Origin of the sequence: Micromonospora sp. NPDC049374 (assembly GCF_040677165.1) — a bacterium.
Classification (GTDB): domain Bacteria; phylum Actinomycetota; class Actinomycetes; order Mycobacteriales; family Micromonosporaceae; genus Micromonospora.
Map to the genome: position 1 here is coordinate 97,992 of NZ_JBFAQH010000008.1, position 19,357 is coordinate 117,348.

The 19,357-nt window shown below is 71.6% G+C and carries 19 protein-coding genes and 1 riboswitch; of the genes, 15 read left to right on the plus strand and 4 right to left on the minus strand.

Going from position 1 to position 19,357, the window contains the following annotated elements:
* Positions 1–50 precede the first annotated feature (50 nt).
* Entirely contained in the window at positions 51–971 is a 921-nt protein-coding gene (locus AB0J93_RS15555; protein ID WP_363922244.1) for an ABC transporter ATP-binding protein, read from the plus strand.
* The gene (locus tag AB0J93_RS15560) at positions 968–2,593 is read left to right on the plus strand and encodes an anibiotic ABC transporter (RefSeq protein ID WP_363922246.1); all 1,626 of its coding nucleotides are present in this window, start codon (positions 968–970) and stop codon (positions 2,591–2,593) included. Before AB0J93_RS15555 ends, AB0J93_RS15560 begins: the two co-directional genes overlap by 4 nt.
* Positions 2,594–2,982: 389 nt before the next feature.
* On the opposite strand, the gene AB0J93_RS15565 is transcribed toward AB0J93_RS15560, so the two are convergent.
* The 3 genes from AB0J93_RS15565 to AB0J93_RS15575 are packed head-to-tail and all read right to left on the minus strand — an operon-like array spanning position 2,983 to position 5,376.
* Positions 2,983–3,714 carry an amino acid ABC transporter ATP-binding protein gene (locus tag AB0J93_RS15565; RefSeq protein WP_363922248.1) on the minus strand — a complete coding sequence of 244 codons (732 nt, stop codon included), beginning with the start codon at positions 3,712–3,714 and terminating at the stop codon, positions 2,983–2,985.
* Entirely contained in the window at positions 3,711–4,490 is a 780-nt protein-coding gene (locus AB0J93_RS15570) for an amino acid ABC transporter permease (protein WP_363922250.1), read from the minus strand. The genes AB0J93_RS15565 and AB0J93_RS15570 overlap by 4 nt, the downstream gene beginning before the upstream one ends.
* Positions 4,491–4,527: 37 nt before the next feature.
* Positions 4,528–5,376 (minus strand): ABC transporter substrate-binding protein, encoded by an 849-nt coding sequence (locus AB0J93_RS15575; protein WP_363922252.1) that lies wholly within the window; start codon positions 5,374–5,376, stop codon positions 4,528–4,530.
* A 261-nt stretch (positions 5,377–5,637) separates the two neighbouring features.
* A riboswitch (SAM riboswitch) is annotated at positions 5,638–5,750 on the minus strand.
* 387 nt (positions 5,751–6,137) lie between these two features.
* Between AB0J93_RS15575 and AB0J93_RS15580 the strand changes: the two genes are divergently transcribed.
* The 8 genes from AB0J93_RS15580 (at position 6,138) to AB0J93_RS15615 (ending at position 12,938) form a co-directional block, all read left to right on the plus strand.
* Positions 6,138–6,440, plus strand: coding sequence for an urease subunit gamma (locus AB0J93_RS15580; RefSeq protein ID WP_363922548.1), 303 nt, complete (start codon positions 6,138–6,140; stop codon positions 6,438–6,440).
* Positions 6,437–6,760, plus strand: coding sequence for an urease subunit beta (locus tag AB0J93_RS15585; protein ID WP_363922254.1), 324 nt, complete (start codon positions 6,437–6,439; stop codon positions 6,758–6,760). The genes AB0J93_RS15580 and AB0J93_RS15585 overlap by 4 nt, the downstream gene beginning before the upstream one ends.
* 67 nt (positions 6,761–6,827) lie before the next feature.
* Positions 6,828–8,531: an urease subunit alpha gene (locus AB0J93_RS15590; protein ID WP_363922256.1), complete on the plus strand. Its 1,704-nt coding sequence runs from the start codon at positions 6,828–6,830 to the stop codon at positions 8,529–8,531.
* Positions 8,531–9,289, plus strand: coding sequence for an urease accessory UreF family protein (locus tag AB0J93_RS15595; protein WP_363922258.1), 759 nt, complete (start codon positions 8,531–8,533; stop codon positions 9,287–9,289). Before AB0J93_RS15590 ends, AB0J93_RS15595 begins: the two co-directional genes overlap by 1 nt.
* Positions 9,279–10,019: an urease accessory protein UreG gene (gene ureG, locus AB0J93_RS15600; RefSeq protein WP_363922260.1), complete on the plus strand. Its 741-nt coding sequence runs from the start codon at positions 9,279–9,281 to the stop codon at positions 10,017–10,019. Before AB0J93_RS15595 ends, ureG begins: the two co-directional genes overlap by 11 nt.
* Positions 10,019–10,801: an urease accessory protein UreD gene (locus tag AB0J93_RS15605; RefSeq protein WP_363922262.1), complete on the plus strand. Its 783-nt coding sequence runs from the start codon at positions 10,019–10,021 to the stop codon at positions 10,799–10,801. The genes ureG and AB0J93_RS15605 overlap by 1 nt, the downstream gene beginning before the upstream one ends.
* Positions 10,779–11,744: a maleylpyruvate isomerase N-terminal domain-containing protein gene (locus tag AB0J93_RS15610; RefSeq protein ID WP_363922264.1), complete on the plus strand. Its 966-nt coding sequence runs from the start codon at positions 10,779–10,781 to the stop codon at positions 11,742–11,744. The genes AB0J93_RS15605 and AB0J93_RS15610 overlap by 23 nt, the downstream gene beginning before the upstream one ends.
* Positions 11,745–11,915: 171 nt before the next feature.
* Positions 11,916–12,938, plus strand: a complete 1,023-nt coding sequence (locus tag AB0J93_RS15615) for a serine hydrolase (RefSeq protein WP_363922266.1) — start codon at positions 11,916–11,918, stop codon at positions 12,936–12,938.
* Between the two features lie 148 nt (positions 12,939–13,086).
* Here the strand turns inward: AB0J93_RS15615 and AB0J93_RS15620 are convergent, their stop codons facing one another.
* Positions 13,087–13,539: a MarR family winged helix-turn-helix transcriptional regulator gene (locus AB0J93_RS15620; protein WP_363922268.1), complete on the minus strand. Its 453-nt coding sequence runs from the start codon at positions 13,537–13,539 to the stop codon at positions 13,087–13,089.
* 97 nt (positions 13,540–13,636) lie between these two features.
* Between AB0J93_RS15620 and AB0J93_RS15625 the strand changes: the two genes are divergently transcribed.
* The 5 genes from AB0J93_RS15625 to urtD all read left to right on the plus strand — a co-directional run bounded on the left by AB0J93_RS15625 (position 13,637) and on the right by urtD (position 19,354).
* Complete coding sequence (locus AB0J93_RS15625) at positions 13,637–14,764, plus strand: substrate-binding domain-containing protein (protein WP_363922270.1); 1,128 nt, start codon at positions 13,637–13,639, stop codon at positions 14,762–14,764.
* A 457-nt stretch (positions 14,765–15,221) separates the two neighbouring features.
* The gene (gene urtA / locus AB0J93_RS15630; RefSeq protein WP_363922272.1) at positions 15,222–16,466 is read left to right on the plus strand and encodes an urea ABC transporter substrate-binding protein; all 1,245 of its coding nucleotides are present in this window, start codon (positions 15,222–15,224) and stop codon (positions 16,464–16,466) included.
* A 64-nt stretch (positions 16,467–16,530) separates the two neighbouring features.
* Entirely contained in the window at positions 16,531–17,418 is an 888-nt protein-coding gene (gene urtB / locus AB0J93_RS15635) for an urea ABC transporter permease subunit UrtB (protein WP_363922274.1), read from the plus strand.
* On the plus strand, positions 17,415–18,584 hold the full coding sequence (gene urtC, locus AB0J93_RS15640; RefSeq protein ID WP_363922276.1) for an urea ABC transporter permease subunit UrtC: 1,170 nt from the start codon (positions 17,415–17,417) through the stop codon (positions 18,582–18,584). The genes urtB and urtC overlap by 4 nt, the downstream gene beginning before the upstream one ends.
* Positions 18,581–19,354 (plus strand): urea ABC transporter ATP-binding protein UrtD, encoded by a 774-nt coding sequence (gene urtD, locus AB0J93_RS15645; RefSeq protein WP_363922278.1) that lies wholly within the window; start codon positions 18,581–18,583, stop codon positions 19,352–19,354. Before urtC ends, urtD begins: the two co-directional genes overlap by 4 nt.
* Positions 19,355–19,357: the final 3 nt, after the last annotated feature.

The following is a 19,357-nucleotide window of genomic DNA, read 5'->3' on the forward strand; positions in this document are numbered from 1 at the left end:
CATCGGTAAGTACAGTGGGTTCGGCAGACACCGGTACGGCGGGAGGCACCATGTCCGTGATCTCCATCGAGAACCTCGTCAAGACCTTCGGCGGCGTACGCGCGCTCGACGGGCTCGACCTGACGGTGGAACCGGGGGAGGTGCACGGATTCCTCGGACCCAACGGCTCGGGCAAGTCCACCACCATCCGGATCCTGCTCGGCCTGCTGCGCCGCGACTCCGGCCAGGTCCGCATCCTCGACGGCGACCCGTGGCGTGACGCGGTCGCGCTGCACCGGCGCCTGGCGTACGTGCCGGGCGACGTCAACCTCTGGCCCAACCTCTCCGGCGGGGAAGCGATCGACCTGTTCGGCGCGCTGCGCGGCGGGCTGGACCGCCGTCGCCGCGACGAGCTGCTGCAACGCTTCGATCTGGACCCGACGAAGAAGTGCCGCACCTACTCGAAGGGCAACCGGCAGAAGGTCGCCATCGTCGCCGCCTTCGCCAGCGACGTCGAGCTGTACGTGCTGGACGAGCCCACCTCCGGGCTGGACCCGCTGATGGAGGCGGTGTTCCAGGAGGAGGTCCGCCAGCTCACCCAGGCCGGCGCCAGCGTCCTGCTCTCCAGCCACGTGCTGGCCGAGGTCGAGGCGCTCTGCGACCGGGTCAGCATCATCCGCGAGGGCCGGATCGTCGAGTCCGGCACCCTGTCCGAGCTGCGGCACCTGGCGCGTACCACCGTCACCGTCGAGACCGGACGGCCGGTGACCGGTCTGCCGGAGCTGCCCGGCGTGCACGAGGTCCGCCCCGTCGACGGTCGCGTCCGGCTGGAGGTCGAGCCCGAACACCTCGACGCGCTCCTGGCCCACCTGGTCCGCTTCGAGGTCCGAGCGCTTACCAGCACACCGCCCACTCTGGAGGAACTGTTCCTGCGGCACTACGGCGAGGCCGTCAACGGTGACCGGCAGGCGACGACCGGAGGCACCCGATGAGCGCCTTCACCGGCACCGGCCGGCTCACCCGGCTGGCCCTGCGTCGCGACCGGGTCCGCCTGGCCATCTGGACGCTCGGCAGCCCGTTGATCGGCTACGCCCTCGCCGAGAGCGTGGCCAGCCTCTACCCCGACGAGCAGAACCGCATCGGGTACGCCGAGGTGGCCAACACCAGTGTCGTCGCCCGCGCGTTCAACGGCCCGGTCGCCAGCACCGACCTCGGTGCCGTGGTGGTCACCGAGACGTACCTCACCCTGGCCGTGCTCGCCGCGCTGCTCAGCACGTTCGCCGTGGTCCGGCACACCCGGCAGAACGAGGAGACCGGCCGCGCCGAACTGCTCGGTGCCGCCGCCGTCGGCCGGTACGCGCTGCTCACCGCGGCCCTGGTCGTCGTGGTCGGCGCCAACGTGTTGGCCGGTGCGCTGCTCGCGCTCGCCTTCATCGGTGCCGGGCTGCCGGCCGCCGGCTCGGTGGCCGCCGCCGCCGCGATCGCCGGTGTCGGCCTCGCCTTCACCGGCGTGGCCGCCGTCACCGCCCAGCTATCGGTGACCTCCCGGGGCGGCAACGCGCTCGCCGCCGCCACGGTCGGAGTGGCGTTCCTGCTGCGGGCCACCGGTGACGTGCTCGGTCAACGCGCCGCCGACGGGGTACGCCTGGACAGCGCCTGGCCGACCTGGTTGTCGCCGCTGGGCTGGGGCACCCAGATCCGTGCCTTTGGCGACGAACGGTGGTGGGTCCTCGCGCTGCCGGTCGCCCTGCTGGTCGTCGGGGTCGCCGGGGCGTACGCGCTTGCCGAACGGCGCGACCTCGGCGCCGGCCTGCTCGCCGCCCGCCGCGGGCCGGCCACCGCCGCCGCCGGCCTGCTCAGCCCGGCCGGACTGACCTGGCGTCTGCACCGGGGCGCGTTGACCGGCTGGGCGGTCGCGGTGGCGGTGCTCGGCCTCGCCATGGGACTGGCCGGCAACGAGGTCGACGACATGATCGCCGACAACCCGGCCGCCGCCGAGGCGATCGCCCAACTCGGTGGCGGCTCCGAACTGGTCGACGCCTTCCTGGCGGCGATGCTCGCACTGTTCGCCCTGACCCTCGGCGCGTACGTCGTACAGGCCCTGCTGCGGGTACGGGGCGACGAGTCCGACGGCATCCTGGAAGCCCTGCTCGCCACCGCCGTCAGCCGCTACCGGTGGTTGGGCACCCAGGTGGCCGGCGCGGTGCTCGGTGCGCTGGCGCTGATGCTGCTGGCCGGCGCCACCACCGGCCTCGGTTACGGGCTGGCGGTCGGTGACCCGGTCGGCTGGACCGTCGAGCTGACCGGCGCGGCGCTGCTGTGGTTGCCCGCCCTGCTTGTCGTCGCCGGGGTGGTGACCGCCCTGTTCGGCGCGCTGCCCCGCTTGTCGGTCGCGTTGAGCTGGGCGGTGCTCATCGTGTTCCTGCTGCTCGGCCAGTTGGGTGCCGCGCTGGACCTACCGCAGGCGGCGCTGAACCTCTCGCCGTACACCCATGTGCCGTCCGTGCCCGCCGTCGACGTCACCGTCCTGCCCCTGGTGCTCCTCACCGCCGTAGCCGCAGCCCTCCTGACGATCGGCCTCACCACCTTCCGCCGCCGCGACACCCCCACCTGAGCCCCCTGAGCCGTCCTGATCGTTTGTCGTCGAGTGACTCGACACGCCGCTGCCACGGTCACTCGACTGCAAACGATCAGGATCCATAGCACACGCGGCACTGGGACAACGCGTTGTGCACAGCTTCGTGCGGTGTCCACAGGGGGCTGCGCGGTCGGCGTGGCCTGGGGCAGGCTCGCTCGCCGTGGATGCCGTGCTCCGATCGCTCGTCAAGGCTGGTGGTGGTGTGGTGACCCGTGCTCGGGCACTGGAGGTGGCACCACCATGGACCTTGCGGCGGGCGTACCGTGCTGGCTGGCTGCCGCAGCCCGTTGGTGATCTGGGGCCATGACCGGGTCTTCACCGGTCGGGGAATGCGGGTGCTGATGCGGCAGGTGCGCGTTCGAGCTTCACAGCACCTGGGACAGGAAGCGGCGCAGCCGGGGGTGCTGTGGTGAGTCGAAGAGGGCCTGCGGGTCGCCGGCCTCCAGCACCACCCCGGCGTCCATGAAGGCGACGGTGTCGGCGACCTGGCGGGCGAAACCCATCTCGTGGGTGACCACCACCATTGTCATACCCTGCGACGCGAGGTCCGCCATCAGCGCCAGCACCCCCTTGACCAGCTCCGGGTCCAGTGCCGAGGTGGCCTCGTCGAAGAGCATCACCTGTGGCTGCATGGCCAGCGCTCGGGCGATGGCGACCCGCTGCTGCTGCCCGCCGGACAGGTGCGCGGGTCGGGCGTCGGCCTTCGCGGCCAGGCCGACCCGGTCGAGTTCGGCCCGGGCCCGGGCCACCGCCTCGTCCTCGCCGAGCTTGCGGATGCGGCGCAACGGCAGGGTGATGTTGCGCTCCACGCTCATGTGCGGGAAGAGGTTGAACTGCTGGAACACCATGCCGATGCGCTGCCGCAGGGCGTCCGGGTCGTCGCGCAGCACGCTGCGCCCGTCCAGCAGCACGTCCCCCCGGTCCGGTTCGAGGAGCCGGTTGACGGTCCGCAGCAGGGTGGACTTTCCCGACCCGGACGGGCCGATCACGCAGGCGGTGCCGCCGCGCACCACGTCCAGGTCCACTCCACGCAGCACCCGGTGACGTCCGAAGGCCAGGTGCACGTCGCGCAGGCTCAGGCTGACCGAGGTGTTCATCGTTGGTTGCCTCCGGCGGCGCCGGGCAGCGCCAGGTCCAGGTCGTCGGGGTCGTCGGTCGGTCCGGCCGCAGGCCGGCCGTGTCGCAGCCGCTTGTCGATCCAGTTGACGACGTGGGTCAGTGGCACCGTCAGCGCCAGGTAGAACAGCCCGGCCAGCAGCAGCGCCGACTGGTTGCCGGTGTTGGCGGCGTAGTCCTGACCGATCCGGAACAGCTCGCGCTGACTGGCCAGCAGGCCGAGGAAGTAGACCAGGCTGGAGTCCTTGATCAGGGCGATGAGCTGGTTCACCCAGGCCGGCAGGATCCGCCGGATGCCCTGCGGGATGATCACCCTCCGCATCGCCTCACGCCAGGAGAACCCCAGCGCGCGGGCCGCCTCCAACTGGGTGGCCTCCACCGACTGGATGCCGGAGCGGAAGATCTCCCCGAGGTACGCCGAGGCGATCAGCGACAGCGCGAGGATCCCCAGCGGGTACGGGTTGGGGCCCCACACCTGCATGCCCAGCGGGGCAAGGCCGACCCCGATCAGCAGGATCGTCGCCGCCGCCGGCACGCCCCGGAACACGTCGGTGTACACCCGGGCCGGCCACCGCAGCCAGCGGGTACGCGAGATGCCCGCCACCGCCAGCACGATGCCCAGCGTCGAGCCGAACAGGGCGGCGGTGACCGCCAGGATCAGCGTGTTCGGCAACCCGACGGTGAGCATCTCGGGTAGCGCCGCACGCATCGACTCCCCGTCGAAGAACGTCTCCCACAGGGTGCGCAACGGATCCACAGGTCAACCTCCGCCCTGCTCGCTCGTGGTCCTACCGTCAGGAGGCGGCCGGGGCCGACACGTCACCGCTGCCCGGGGTGAAGTCGGCCGGGATCGGCCGGCCCGGGTAGTACTGCTCCTGTAGGCGCGTCCAGGTGCCGTCGGCGATCACCTCGTCGAGGGCCCGGTTCAGCGCCTCGCGCAGCGCGTCGTTGCCCCTGGCGAAGGCGTACGCGGTCGGGGCCGGGCTGAGTTCCTTCGCCGCCACCGTGATCTTGCCGCCGCTGTCCGCGGCGGTCTTCTCGCCGATCTCGGCGGGGGCGATCCACGCGTCCGCGGTACCGGCCTTGAGCTGGTTGATCGCGCCGTTGTAGTCGGGCACGCGGACCGGGTCGAGGCCCTTGTTCGTGGCGTAGTCGTCCTGGACGGTGCCCTGCACGACCACCACCCGCTTGCCGGGCAGCTCGTCGAAGCTGGTCAGCGGCGACCCGGCGGGCACGTCGAGCCCGAAGTAGCCGAAGTCGTACCCGTTGCCGAAGTCCACGGTCTTCTTCCGCGCCTCGGTGATGGTGATCGAGGAGCTGCCGACGTCGAACTTGCGGTTGTTGACCTGGGCGAGCAGCCCCGAGAAGTCGGTGCCGACGAACTCCACCTTCAGGCCGAGCTTGTCGGCGGCGGCGACCAGCAGGTCGTTGTCGAAGCCGGTGAACGTGCCGTCCTTCAGGTAGACGTTCGGCGGGGCGTCGGTGAGCGTGCCGGCCCGCAGCACGCCCGGCTGGAGCAGGTTGTAGGGATTGTCGGCCGTACCGCCGGCGGAGTTCGAGCCGCAGGCGGTCAGGGTGGCGGCGGCGACGATGGCGGCGACGCCGACGGCGGCGGCCCGGGTCAGGGCAGGAAGGATTCGCACAGGTGTCTCCTGATTGAGTGGCGGTGGGCACACGCGTGCCGCACCGACGGTCCGCCGCAGGACGGACCGCTGGGATGGGATCGATGGCAGAGCGGAAAGAACCGATCAGGGGTTGGTGACCGGCGGCGACGCGGTCAGCTACACGCGGCGCTACAGACCCGCATCATGTCGACGTGGCGACGCCGGGTCAGGCCCGGGCGGGCCACAGAACGATCGCGGTACGACATGGTTCTCCTCAAGGTCGTGATGACCTGGGAACCCAGGCCACGCTTGCACCGGAGAACGCTCCGATGCCTGGTCCTCACCCGGGGCACCCCTGCGCGGAGGAGGGTTGCCGGCCAGCGAGCCGGGGCTTGACGCTGGCACTCATGACCTGCCGCCGAAACTAGCAGCCAGCCCCCGCCCACCGTCCACCCCTTATGACCACCCTCACCCCAAGCCAGGTTGATCATGAGGTTAGCGGCATGTTTGATCTCTTCAACTGCCGCTAACCTCATGATCAACGCGGGCGGGGTCGGTGCGTGCACCCGTCGGGGGTGTTGCCCGTGGACGGCGTGATCCCTTACGGTCTGCTCAGCGGTGGGCGGTGCGGTCCGCATCCGAGAAGCCACCGCCGGTGCGCCGCCATGCGGGCCGGGACGGTGGAGTTCCGGGCCTTCCAGGTGTGGTGGTCGAGCCGGCGGGCGAATCCCGAGCCGTGGCGGCGCGTCGAGGCGCCGGGCCGGCGGCGTCGGGAGCGCGGACATCCACCGGGAGCACCCGTGTATCTCACTCCTCACGAGCAGGATCGCCTGCTCGTCCATGTGGCGGCCGACGTCGCCCGGCGTCGCCGCGAGCGCGGCCTGCGCCTCAACTATCCGGAAGCCGTCGCGGTGATCACCGCCTTCCTGCTCGAAGGGGCGCGCGACGGTGAGTCCGTGGTCGACCTGATGGCCGCCGGACGCAGCGTGCTCAGCCGCGACGACGTGCAGGACGGCATCCCCGAGTTGCTGGGGGAGGTGCAGGTGGAGGCGACGTTCCCGGACGGCACCAAGTTGGTGACGGTGCACCACCCGATCCCGTGATCCCCGGGGAGATCCTGCCGGCGGCCGGGCCCGTCGAGATCAACGTCGGTCGGCCGGTGACGGTGCTGACGGTGGTCAACACCGGTGACCGGCCGGTGCAGGTCGGGTCGCACTACCACTTCGCCGAGGCCAACCCGGCGCTGGACTTCGACCGGGACGTCGCCTGGGGGCAGCGGCTCGCCGTGCCGGCTGGCACCTCGGTGCGGTTCGAGCCGGGGGTGAGCCGCCGGGTGGACCTGGTGCCGCTGGGTGGCGCACGGATCGTGCCGGGCCTGCGCGGCGAGTGCGCCGGAGCGCTTGACGAGGGGCGGCCGGAGTGAGCGGGCGAATCGGCAGATCCGGCGCGGTGGCGCGGCCGGGCGGCTGGCAACGACGGGGAGCGTGGGCATGAGCAGCGTCGAACGGGACCGCTACGTCGCCCTGTACGGACCGAGCACCGGCGACCGGATCCGGCTGGCCGACACGAACCTGCTGATCGAGATCGAGCAGGACCACTGTGCCGGCGGTGACGAGGCAGTCTTCGGCGGCGGCAAGGTGATCCGTGAGTCGATGGGCCAGTCGCGGGTGACCCGCGCCGAGGGTGCCCTGGACACCGTCATCACCGGCGCGGTCATCCTCGACCACTGGGGGGTGGTGAAGGCCGACGTCGGGCTGCGGGACGGGCGGATCGTCGCGCTGGGTCGGGCCGGCAACCCGGACACCATGGACGGTGTCCATCCGGACCTGGTCATCGGCCCGGCCACCGAGGTGATCGCCGGTAACGGCCGGATCCTCACCGCCGGGGCGGTCGACACCCACGTGCACTTCATCTGCCCGCAACTGGTCGCCGAGGCCCTCGCCAGTGGGGTCACCACCCTGGTCGGCGGCGGCACCGGCCCCGCCGAGGGCACCCGGGCCACCACCGTCACCCCGAACGGCTGGCACCTGGCCCGGATGCACGAGGCCCTCGACACGTTCCCGGTGAACGTGCTGCTGCTCGGCAAGGGCAACACCGTCTCGGAGGAGGCGCTGTGGGAGCAGTTGCGGGCCGGGGCCGGCGGGTTCAAGCTGCACGAGGACTGGGGCACCACCCCGGCGGCGATCGACGCCTGCCTGCGTGTCGCCGACGCCTCCGGTGTGCAGGTCTCCATCCACACCGACACCCTGAACGAGGCCGGGTTCGTGGCCGACACGCTGCGCGCCATCGGCGGTCGGGCGATCCACTCGTACCACACCGAGGGGGCCGGCGGCGGGCACGCGCCGGACATCATCACCGTCGCCGGTGAGCCGAACGTGCTGCCGTCGTCGACCAACCCGACCCGCCCGTACACCCGCAACACGCTCGCCGAGCACCTCGACATGCTGATGGTCTGCCACCATCTCAACCCGGCCGTGCCGGAGGACCTGGCGTTCGCCGAGAGCCGCATCCGGCCGTCCACGATGGCCGCCGAGGACCTGCTGCACGACCTCGGCGCGATCTCCATCATCGGCTCCGACTCGCAGGCGATGGGCCGGATCGGGGAGATCGTCCTGCGGACCTGGCAGAGCGCGCACGTGATGAAGGCTCGGGTGGGCGCCCTGCCCGGGGACGGGGCCGCCGACAACCACCGGGCCCGCCGGTACGTCGCGAAGTACACCATCTGCGCGGCGATGGCCAACGGGCTCGACCACGAGATCGGGTCGGTGGAGCCGGGCAAGCTCGCCGACCTGGTGCTGTGGGAGCCGGCGTTCTTCGGCGTACGACCGCACCTGGTCATCAAGGGCGGCATGATCGCGTACGCCCAGCTGGGTGACGCGAACGCGTCGATCCCCACCCCGCAGCCGATGCTGCCCCGGCCGATGTTCGGCGCGTACGGCGTCGCGGCGGCCGCCACCAGCCTGGCCTTCGTGGCGCCCGCCGCGCTGGAGGCCGGGCTGCGGCTGGACGTGCGACGCCGGGTGGTGCCGGTGGCCGACGTACGCTCGCGCGGCAAGGCCGACCTGCCGGAGAACAACGCCCTGCCGCGCATCGAGGTCGACCCGGACACCTTCACGGTCCGGATCGACGGCGTGGTGGTGGAGCCGGATCCGGTGACCGAACTGCCCATGGCCCAGCGGTACTTCCTGTTCTGATGGCCACCCCGACGATGCTGCTGCTCCTCGCCGACGGGCGGTTTCCGGCCGGTGCGCACGCCCACTCGGCCGGGTTGGAGGCGGCCGTCGCCGCCGGCCGGGTGACCGATCTGAGCACGCTGGGGGAGTACCTGCGCGGGCGACTCGCCACCGCCGGGCTGGTCGCGGCGGCCTTCGCCGCGGCATCCTGCCGGGCGGCGCGCGGCTCGCCGGGGCCCTCGGCAGGCGGTCGCCCGGTCGGCGGCGACCACCCGGCGGACCCGCCCCACGTCGGCCTACCGTCGCGACGTCGCGCCACGCTGGTCCGGCTCGACGCCGAACTGGACGCCCGAACCGCTTCGCCGGCCCAGCGGTCGGTGTCGCGTCGGCAGGGGCGCGCACTGCTGCGGGCCGGTCGCCGGATCTGGCCGGCGGCCACCTTCGACGACCTGCCCACCACCTCCGCCGGCCCGCACCAGCCGCTGGTGCTGGGGCTGGTCGGTGCCGCCGCCGGTCTCGACCCGGGGCAGGTGGCCACCGTCGCCGCCCACGCCACGGTGACCGGCTCGGCAAGTGCCGCCGTACGCCTGCTCGGCCTCGACCCGTACCAGGTGCAGGCCCTGCTGGTGCGGCTCGCCGGGGCCTGCGACGCCATCGCGGCGCGGGCGGCGCGGGCCGCCGAGGAACCACCGGAGCGGCTGCCCGCCGCCGCCGCTCCGCTCGCCGACATCCATGCCGAAGCTCACGCCACCTGGGAGGTGCGTCTCTTTGCGTCCTGAATTCGAGCACGACGAGTCCGTTCCCCACACCCACCCCGAGCCGGGGGTCGACCCGCACGCCCCGCTGCCCGCCGCCGCGCGGGCGCTGCGGGTCGGCATCGGCGGGCCGGTCGGCTCCGGCAAGACCGCCCTGGTCGCGGCGCTGTGCCGGGCGTTCGCCGACGAACTGCGCCTGGGCGTGGTGACGAACGACATCTACACCACCGAGGACGCCGACTTCCTCAAGCGCGCCGGTGTGCTCGACCCGGCCCGGATCCGGGCGGTGGAGACCGGCTGCTGCCCGCACACCGCCATCCGCGACGACATCGGCGCCAACCTCGACGCGGTCGACGAGCTGACCGACGCGCTGGGTCCGCTGGATCTGGTGCTGGTGGAGAGCGGCGGCGACAACCTGACCGCCACGTTCAGCCGGGGTCTGGTGGACCGGCAGATATTCGTGGTGGACGTGGCCGGCGGGGACAAGGTGCCCCGCAAGGGCGGCCCGGGGGTGACCGCCGCCGACCTGCTGGTCATCAACAAGACCGACCTGGCACCGATGGTCGGCGCCGACCTGTCCGTGATGGACCGCGACGCCCGGGCCCGCCGGGGCGACCTGCCGACGGTGTTCCAGTCCATCACCGAGGATCCCCTCGCCACCCGGGTCGCCGCGTGGATCCGTCACGAGCTGGGCCATCACCGGGGCGCGCAGTCCGTACCGGACGGGCACGCGGTGCCCGCCGGGCAGGCCTGATGCGGGCCACCGCCCGGCTGGTGGCTTGTGCCGACCGGCGCGGCCGTACCACCCTGGTCGAGCTGCGCGGCGAGAGCCCGCTGCTGCTCCGCCAGGTACCGGCGCCCGGCGGAGGTGTCACGGTGTACGTCGTCGGCGGTGCGGCCGGTCCGCTCGCCGGCGACGACCTGCGGCTGGACGTCGAGGTCGGCCCCGGCGCGGTGGTCCGCGTGCACACCGTGGCCGCCTCGGTGGCCCTGCCCGGCCGCCCCGGCGCGGTGTCCCGGACGCTGGTCCGGGCCACCGTCGCCGATGGCGCGACCCTGTACTGGCTGCCCGAGCAACTGGTCGCGGCGGCCGGCTGCGCGCACGTCGCGGGCTCTCAGGTGGACGTCGCCGAGGGCGGCGTCCTGCACTGGCGGGACGAGCTGATCTGCGGGCGGCACGGCGAACAGCCCGGCAACGTCGAGATCAACACCTGGGTCGACCTGGGCGGCAGACCACTGTTGCGGCAGTCCTTGGCGGTCGGGCCGAATGCCGCCGGCTGGGCCGGACCGGCGGTGTTGGCCGGCGCGTCCGCCACCGGTTCGCTGCTGATCGTGGACCCGGCCCGGCCGGCGGCGTCGCCTGCGGTGTGCGGTACGCGGGCCCGGCTGCCGCTGGCCGGTGGCCCGGCGACCCTGTGGAGCGCCACCGCGCCGGACGCGCACACCCTGCGGGAGTACCTCGAACCCGATACCGCGATGGATACCATCGCTGCCTCGGCCGGGGGAGAGGAGCGTGGGGTTGTACGAGTTGGGTGAGGTCGTCGCCGAGCGGCGGATCGCGATGGTTCTTCCTGACGACGGCACGTCGGAGCTGGTCGTCCGTTTCGGCAAGCCGCACCCCGACCCGTTGCCGGGCGGTGACTGGTGCTGCCCGTTCCAGATCGAAGGGCTGGCCGACGGCACGGTCGACGCCGCGTTCGGGGTGGATTCCCTACAGGCGATGCTGCTGGCCGCGTACCGCGTGCGGCTGCTGCTTACCGAACATGCCGAGCAGACCTCGGCTCGACTGGACTGGCTGGGACAGCCGGACCTCGGTCTGCGCGTCGACCCGGGCCTGGTGCCCCAGGATGTCACCACCCCGAGCGCCTACCTCGCCGCCGCCGACGTCGCCGCCGCGCTGCTGCGTACGCCGGTGCTGGCGGAGCACTGGATGATGCCGAGCGCGCTGCCGTACTACTCGACCGGTGGGCTGGCCCGGCACCTCGCCAACCAGATCACCCGGACGGCGGAACTGCTCAGCGCCCCGCCCGGGCACACCGCGATCGACGTCCTGGCGCACTTCACCCGCAGCGCCTGGGTGACCACCGGCGCGGACGAGGCGGACAACACCGACATCCGCGACCGGGGTGAACGGGCCGCCGCCGAGACCGACGCCGGTCAGCTCGCCGTCGAGGTCGACGGGGTCCTGGCGAAGCTGCGCCGCGCGGTGCCGGCACAGCCGCCGCACCGGATCGTCGACCTCGGCGACTGGGGTCTGGCCGTCGACGACTTCCTGCTGACCAGGCTGCTGGAGCTGGTGGTGCACACCGACGACCTGGCGGTCAGCCTGGGCCTGCCGACGCCCGAGATGCCGGCCGCCGCCACCGAGCTGACCAGTGACCTGCTCACCCGGATCGCCGCCTGGCGGCACGGTCCTCTCGCGGTGGTGCGGGCGTTGTCCCGTCGGGAACGGGCACCGGAGACCATCAGCGCACTCTGATCGGCGTTTTACGACGGCCACCCCTACCGGCTGCGCGGGCGAGGTGCGTCACCTCGGCCGGCTCGCGGGAGACCTCGGGGTAACCACGAGCGATTGTCCTTTGTGGTCTTCTGGCAGGGTGTGTCAGGTGCCGGTGCTCGCCGGTGCCAGCGGAAACCCTGGGGAGAGGCAATGACCAAGCGGATCAGTCGTCGGGCCGCGATCGGGTTCGGTGCGGCAGCGGTGACAGTGGCGGCAACGCCGTCCGGTGCGGTGGCCGCGCCGGACGACGACGCCACAGCGGCCAACGGCAGGGTGTCGCCGCGAGAGTCGATCCGCCGGACGTACCGGCAGCAGAAGGCCCGGGCCGGCGGGGTGTGGCGCTCGCACGTCGCGATGCTCGACGCCACCGGGGCCCTCCGGACCGTGATCGCCGACGACGCCGACCGGGTGACCCACGGGTACAGCGTGCAGAAGTTGGCGGTCGCGGTCGCCGTCATGGACAAGATCGACCGGGGCGAGCTGCGGCTGGACCAGCGGCTCGACCTGAGCGCCGACATCATTCTCGGCGGCAGTGGGATCTACTTCCTCCAGACGGTCTGGGGCGACGAGGTCACGGTGGCGAACTTCCTCACCGCGATGCTGCTCGTCTCCGACAACACGGCCGTGCGGATGTGCGGCCGGGTGGTGCCGGCACTGGAGATCAACGAGATTCTGGCGGCCAAGGGCTTCACACACACCCGGGTCGAGCCGGTGGCCAACCCGAACCGGTTCTTCCTCGGGGTGACGACCCCGCGCGAAACCCACGACCTGTTGTGGCGGCTGGCCAACAAGACCCTGCTGTCGACCCGGTCGAGTGACTTCCTGCTCGGCGTTCTGCGCTGGATCAACGGTTACCACGACGGGGTCCGCCGGGACATGTCGTCGGCCGAGCGCAGCCGGGTCGCCACCAAGTATGGTGCCGACTTCGACGCCTCCGGTGCCGCCCGGCACGAGGCCGGCGTCATCTTCGACGCGACCGGCGCACCCACCCTGACGTACGCCTTCTTCGCCGACTCCCTCGGTGACCTGGACAACTACGGCGGCACCCACCCGGCCGTCCGCGCCCACGCGACCCTGGGCCGCACCATGTTCGACGCCATCGGCCCCACCACCAACCGCACCCCCCGCGCCCGCCACACCGTCCCCCAGTTCCACCCCGTCAACGGCGGCTGACCCCACCCCCATCTCCACCCCCGCGATCTTGCACTTTCTGTCCGCCCAAAAGCCGCAAGTGGTGCATATCGACGACCGAAAGTGCAAGATCGCGGCATGCGTGGGGGGGTGGGGCGGGGTGGGCGTAGCTGCGCCGGTCAGGGGGTGGTTAGGCGGGGGTGGGGGTTGGGGTGGGGTGGCCGGCGTTCAGGCGGGCGATGAGGGCTTCGAGCAGGCTGGTCAGGTCGGCGTCGGTCGACGTGTCGAACCCGGCCAGGTGGGCGCGGATCTCGGCGTCCACCCGCTCGTGCTCACGGCGGCCCCGCGCGGTCAGGTAGGCGCGGATGCGGCGGCGGTCGATCGGGTCGACCCGGCGGAAGACGAGGTTACGGTCGACGAGCTGGTCGACCAGCTTGGTCAGTGTGCCGGGCGGCAGCGACGCCTCGGCGGCGACCTCGCTCATCGGGTGCCCGAGACCGTCGGCGAGCAGGCAGAGGACCCGCCACGCCTCGATGCTCAGCGACTCGGCGGCGAGCACCCCGCCGACCCGGCGCGAGAGCAGCCGCTCGGCGCGGGTGAGCAGCGGTAGCAGGTCGGCTGCGGAACCGGGAAGGTCTGACATGGCACTCCCGCCTCGCGGTTGCGGTGTCATCGTACCGAGATGTCCCGCTGGCTGGGAGGGCTGGTCTTCCACAAGCAGCGGCGGCCACCATGTGTTCATGTCCGCGCCGGCACCGGGGTCCGGGCGCCCGCAGGCGGGGGAGAGCATCACCGCCGGGGCGTCCTGGCTGACCGTCGACAGCGGCGTGGTCAGTATCGCGCTGGTGTACCCGATGCGTGGCCCGGCGGGCATGTTCGGCCCGAGCTGCGAACTGTGCGCGCAGCTCGCGGTCGAGGAGCTGAACCGGCGCGGCGGGGTGCTCGGCCGGGAGTTGCGGCTGGTGCCGGTGGACGGCGGGGCACCGCCGGCCGAGGTGGCCGCCGAGGTGGAGGCGCTGGTGTCGGTGGGCGCGGTGCAGGGCGTCACCGGCTGGCACATCTCCTCCGTGCGTCAGGCGGTGGCGCCGCGCATCGCGCACCGGGTGCCGTACGTCTACACCGCCCTGTACGAGGGGGGCGAGCGTACCGAGGGTGTCTTTCTGACCAGCGAGACGCCGGACGCGCAGCTGTGGCCGGCGATGCGGGTGCTGGCCGGGGATCTCGGGGTGCGGCGCTGGTTCGTGGTCGGCAACGACTACGTCTGGCCGCGCCGGACGACCCGGGCGGCGCACCGGTACGCGCTGCGCAGCGGCGGGCGCGTGGTGGGCCAGCACTTCCTGCCGTTGGAGACCCACGACTACGCCGAGGTGCTGCGGCGCATCGAACGCAGCGACGCCGACGCGGTGCTCATGCTGCTCGTGGGCGCGGACGCGGTCCGGTTCAACCGGGCGTTCGCGCGGGCCGGTCTGGACCAGCGTTGTCGACGGCTGAGCACCCTGATGGACGAGAACATGCTGCTCGCCAGCGGTGCCGCCAACACCCGGGGGCTGTTCAGCACGGCGGGTTTCTTCGCCGGCCTGGTGACCCAGGAGAATCTCGACTTCCACGGGAGCTTCGGTCGCCGCTTCGGGCTGGAGGCGCCGCCGCTGGGCAGCCTGGGGGAGTCCTGTTACGAGGGTGTGATGTTGCTGGCGGCGCTGATCGCCAAGGCCGGCACGCTTGACGTACGGGCGGTGGAGGCCTCCGCCGACGTGGTGTCGTACGACGGGCCGCGTGGCGAGTTGCGGCTGCGCCGACGGCACGTCCGCCAGCGCATCTACCTGGCCGAGGCCGACGGACTGGACTTCACCGTCCTGACTGAACTGTGACCCCCGTCGGGGCGTGACCGGACCGTGCCTTGACAGGTCCGTCAGCTGGCGGCAAAGATACTTCCTGCGTGAAGCATCCGGCCGTCGCGTCGGATATCACCACCGTCCGGCGATGGACGGAAAAGCGCAGCCGATTGCGGCTGAAAATCGTGTGCCGGTGTCATTCCGCCGATTCTCCCCGGCGACGCACCGGCATTTTTCGTGCCCACGATCAGGGCGGCCAGGCCAGCGGAAACAGTCTCTTGAGGACTGGGAAACATCCGTGCAATGAAACGGATCGAAGCTTTCCCTGCCCGATATTCGAATCGCCGCCCGGATCGGTGTCCACCCGCCGTACCGGGCAGCGCCAATGTTCCGACGGACCGCACCGCAGTTAGACAGATCCGCACTTCGACTCGGGGCCGACGATCGCTCCCGGGCACTGACTGACGTCACACGCGCGACGCAGGGAGAATTGATGACACTGATCCGGGGCCGCCGCATCCTGGCGGGTGCCATGACCCTGGTCGCCGCGGCCGCGCTGGCCGCGTGCGGCAGCAAGACCACCGACGGGAACACCGCTGCGGGAGTCGCCGCCGATGTCTCCGGCGACACCGTCAAGGTGGGCCTGCTCAACTCGCTGTCCGGCACGATGGCCATCAGCGAGGTCACCGTCCGAGACGCGATCATGCTGGCGATCGAGGAGATCAACGCAGCCGGGGGCGTACTCGACAAGAAGATCGAACCCGTCGGCGAGGACGGTGCCTCGGACTGGCCGACCTTCGCCGAGAAGGCCGAGAAGCTGATCCGGGAGGACCGCGTCGCGGCCGTCTTCGGCTGCTGGACCTCGGCCAGCCGCAAGGCCGTCAAGCCCGTGTTCGAGAAGAACAAGGCGCTGCTGTTCTACCCGGTGCAGTACGAGGGTCTGGAGCAGTCGCCGTACATCTTCTACACCGGGGCCACGACGAACCAGCAGATCGTCCCCGGCCTGGACTACCTCAAGGCCCAGGGCACCACCTCGCTCTACCTGGTCGGCTCCGACTACGTCTTCCCGCGCACCGCCAACAAGATCATCAAGGCGTACGCCGAGGCCAACGGGATGAAGGTGCTGGGGGAGGACTACGCCCCGCTGGGCTCCACCGAGTTCGGCACCATCACGAACAAGGTGAAGTCCTCCGGCGCGGACGCGGTCTTCAACACGCTCAACGGCGACAGCAACGTGGCGTTCTTCAAGGAGTACAAGTCCGCCGGGTTGACCGCCGCCAGCATGCCTGTGGTGTCGGTGTCGATCGCCGAGGAGGAGGTCAAGAGCATCGGCACCCAGTACCTGGAGGGCCAGCTCACCGCCTGGAACTACTACCAGACCACGCCCGGGGCGGCGAACGAGAAGTTCGTCGCGGCGTACAAGGCCAAGTACGGGGCGGACAAGCCGACGAGCGACCCGATGGAAGCCGCGTACGTCTCGGTCTATCTGTGGAAGGCGATGGTCGAGAAGGCCGGCACCTTCGACGTGGAGAAGGTCCGTGAGGCCTCCGACGGCATCACCTTCGAGGCACCCGAAGGGCTGGTCACCGTGGACGGTGCCACCCAGCACATCGCCAAGACGGCACGCGTCGGCAAGGTCGGTGCGGACGGGCTGATCACCGAGGTCTGGAACTCCGGACAACCGATCACCCCCGACCCGTACCTCAAGAGCTACCCGTGGGCCGGCGGCCTGAGCTGACCCGGTGGGCCCGGGCGGCGCGACCGCCCGGGCCCACCCCCACCAGCAGTTCGGAGTACGCACCGTGACAGTTCTCATCGGCCAACTCTTCACCGGCGTCAGCATCGGGGCGGTGCTGCTGCTCATCGCACTCGGCCTGGCCCTGACCTTCGGCCAGATGGGCGTGATCAACATGGCCCACGGCGAGTTCATCATGGCCGGCGCCTACACCACCTACGTCCTGCAACAGGTCATCACCGCGGCCGGCTGGTCGCTGCTGATCGCCCTGCCGGTCGCCTTCGTGGTGGCCGGCGCGATGGGTGTGCTGCTGGAGATCCTGCTGATCCGCCGCCTCTACGCCCGCCCGCTGGACACCCTGCTGGTCACCTGGGGCGTGTCGCTGATCCTGCAACAGCTCGCTCGGGACATCTTCGGCAGCCCCAACGTGCAGACCCGGGCACCGGAGCTGCTCACCGGCAACATCGCGCTGCCCGGCGGCATCACCGTGGCGAACAACCGGTTGTTCATCCTCGCTCTGGCCGGCGGCGCCGTCGTCGCGTTGACCCTGGCCCTGCGGGTCACCCCGCTGGGTCGCCGGATCCGGGCCGTCGTGCAGAACCGGGATCTGGCCGCCGTCTCCGGCATTCCCACCGCCCGGGTCGACCGGATGACCTTCTTCATCGGCTCCGGTCTGGCCGGCATCGCCGGAGTGGCCCTCACCCTGCTCGGGCCGATCGGTCCCACCATGGGCACCAACCTCATCATCGACGCCTTCCTGGTCGTCGTGGTCGGCGGGATCGGCCAGCTCAAGGGCACCGTCATCGTCGCCTTCGCCCTGGGTGTGCTCCAGGCGAGCGGCGAATACCTCACCACCCTCAGCGTCGCCAAGGTGATGGTCTTCATCGCCATCGTCGCGTTCCTCCAGTGGCGACCCCAGGGCCTGTTCACCCTGCGCACCAGGAGTCTGGCATGACCACCGTCGCCCGAGATCCCGTCGCCGCCGCCGACCCCGCGCCGGCACCACCGACCAGACCGGCGGCCGGACCGTCCCGCCACCGGTACCGGGCCGCCGTCGGGTTCGCCTTCGGCGCGGCCCTGCTCTTCGCCGTCGCGCCGCTGCTGCTGTCGGACTTCCGGCTCTCCCTGTTGGCGAAGTACCTCTGCGTGGCCATGGTCGCGGTCGGCATCGGCCTGGCCTGGGGGCGCGGCGGCATGCTCACCCTCGGCCAGGGCGTCTTCTTCGGCCTCGGCGGCTACGCGATGGCCATGCACCTCAAGCTCGCCGACGCGGGTCCGGGCAACATGCCCGATTTCATGCTGCTGTACGGGCAACTCGACGAGCTGCCACTGTGGTGGCGACCGTTCGCCAGCCCGTGGTTCGCCCTGCCTGCCACGGTGCTACTGCCGATGGCGGTGGCCTTCGTGCTCGGATCGCTTGTCTTCCGCCGTCGGGTGCGCGGTGCCTACTTCGCCATCCTCAGCCAGGCCCTCGCCGCCGCCATGGTGATCCTGTTGATCGGCCAGCAGGGCACCACCGGCGGCACCAACGGGCTCACCGACATCCAGGGCTTCTTCGGCTACGACCTGGACGACCCGGTAAACCAGCGGATGGTCTACTTCATCATCGCCGGCACGCTGCTGGCACTGCTGGCCCTGGCCCGGCACCTGATGCAGAGCCGCTACGGCGAGCTGCTGGTGGCCGTCCGCGACTCGGAGGAACGGGTCCGCTTCCTCGGCTACGACCCGGCCACCGTCAAGCTGGTCGCGTACGTGGTCGCGGCCGGCATGGCCGGGCTGGCCGGCGCGCTTTTCGTGCCGGCGGTGGGCATCATCTCCCCGGCGCTGATCGGGATCGTGCCGTCCATCGAGTTCGTCATCGGCGTCGCCGTCGGCGGGCGGGCCACGCTGCTCGGGCCGGTACTCGGCGCGGTCGCGGTGGCGTGGGCGCGTACCGCCCTGTCGGAGCGCTTCCCGGGCACCTGGACGTACCTTCAGGGTCTGCTGTTCGTGGTGGTGGTGGCGTTCCTGCCCGGCGGCCTGGCCTCGCTGATCGGTCTGGCCCGCCGCCGCGACGACGGCGAACCCCGCCCGAGCCGATTCGGCCGATTTCGACCACGGCGGCGGGAGGGGGCGGCATGACCGGGCGGTTGCACGGGCTCTACGTGCGTGACCTGCGGGTCAGCTTCGACGGGTTCACCGCCGTCGACGGGGTCTCCCTCGACGTCGCCCCCGGCGACATCCGGTTCCTGATCGGGCCCAACGGCGCCGGCAAGACCACTCTGGTGGACGCGGTCACCGGGCTGGTCCGGGCCACCGGCTCGGTGCGCTTCGGCGACCGGGAACTGCTCGGCCGGCCGGTGCACCGGATCAGCCGGCTCGGCGTCGGCCGTACCTTCCAGACCTCGACGGTGTTCGAGGAGCTGACCGTGTTGCAGAACCTCGACATCGCCGCCGGGGCCCGACGCGGCTGGGCGACGTTGCTGCGTCGCCGCCACGGCGTGCCCGACGAGGTGGCCGAGGCGCTCGACGTGATCGGCCTGGCGCGCTGCGCCGACCAACTCGCCGGCACCCTCGCCCACGGGCAGAAGCAGTGGCTGGAGATCGGCATGCTGCTGGTGCAGGACACCCGGCTGCTGCTGCTCGACGAGCCGGTCGCCGGCATGAGCCACGAGGAACGCGACGCCACCGGGCAGCTGCTGGAGAAGGTGAGCCAGGACCGCACGGTGGTGGTGATCGAGCACGACATGGACTTCCTGCGCCGGTTCGCGCGTACCGTCACCGTGCTGCACGCCGGTCGGGTGCTGAGCGAGGGCACCGTCGCCCAGGTGCAGGCCGATCCACGCGTGCAGGAGGTCTACCTCGGTCACCCGGTCGACGCCGGGTCGGCCCCGACGCAGACGGAGGCATGATGC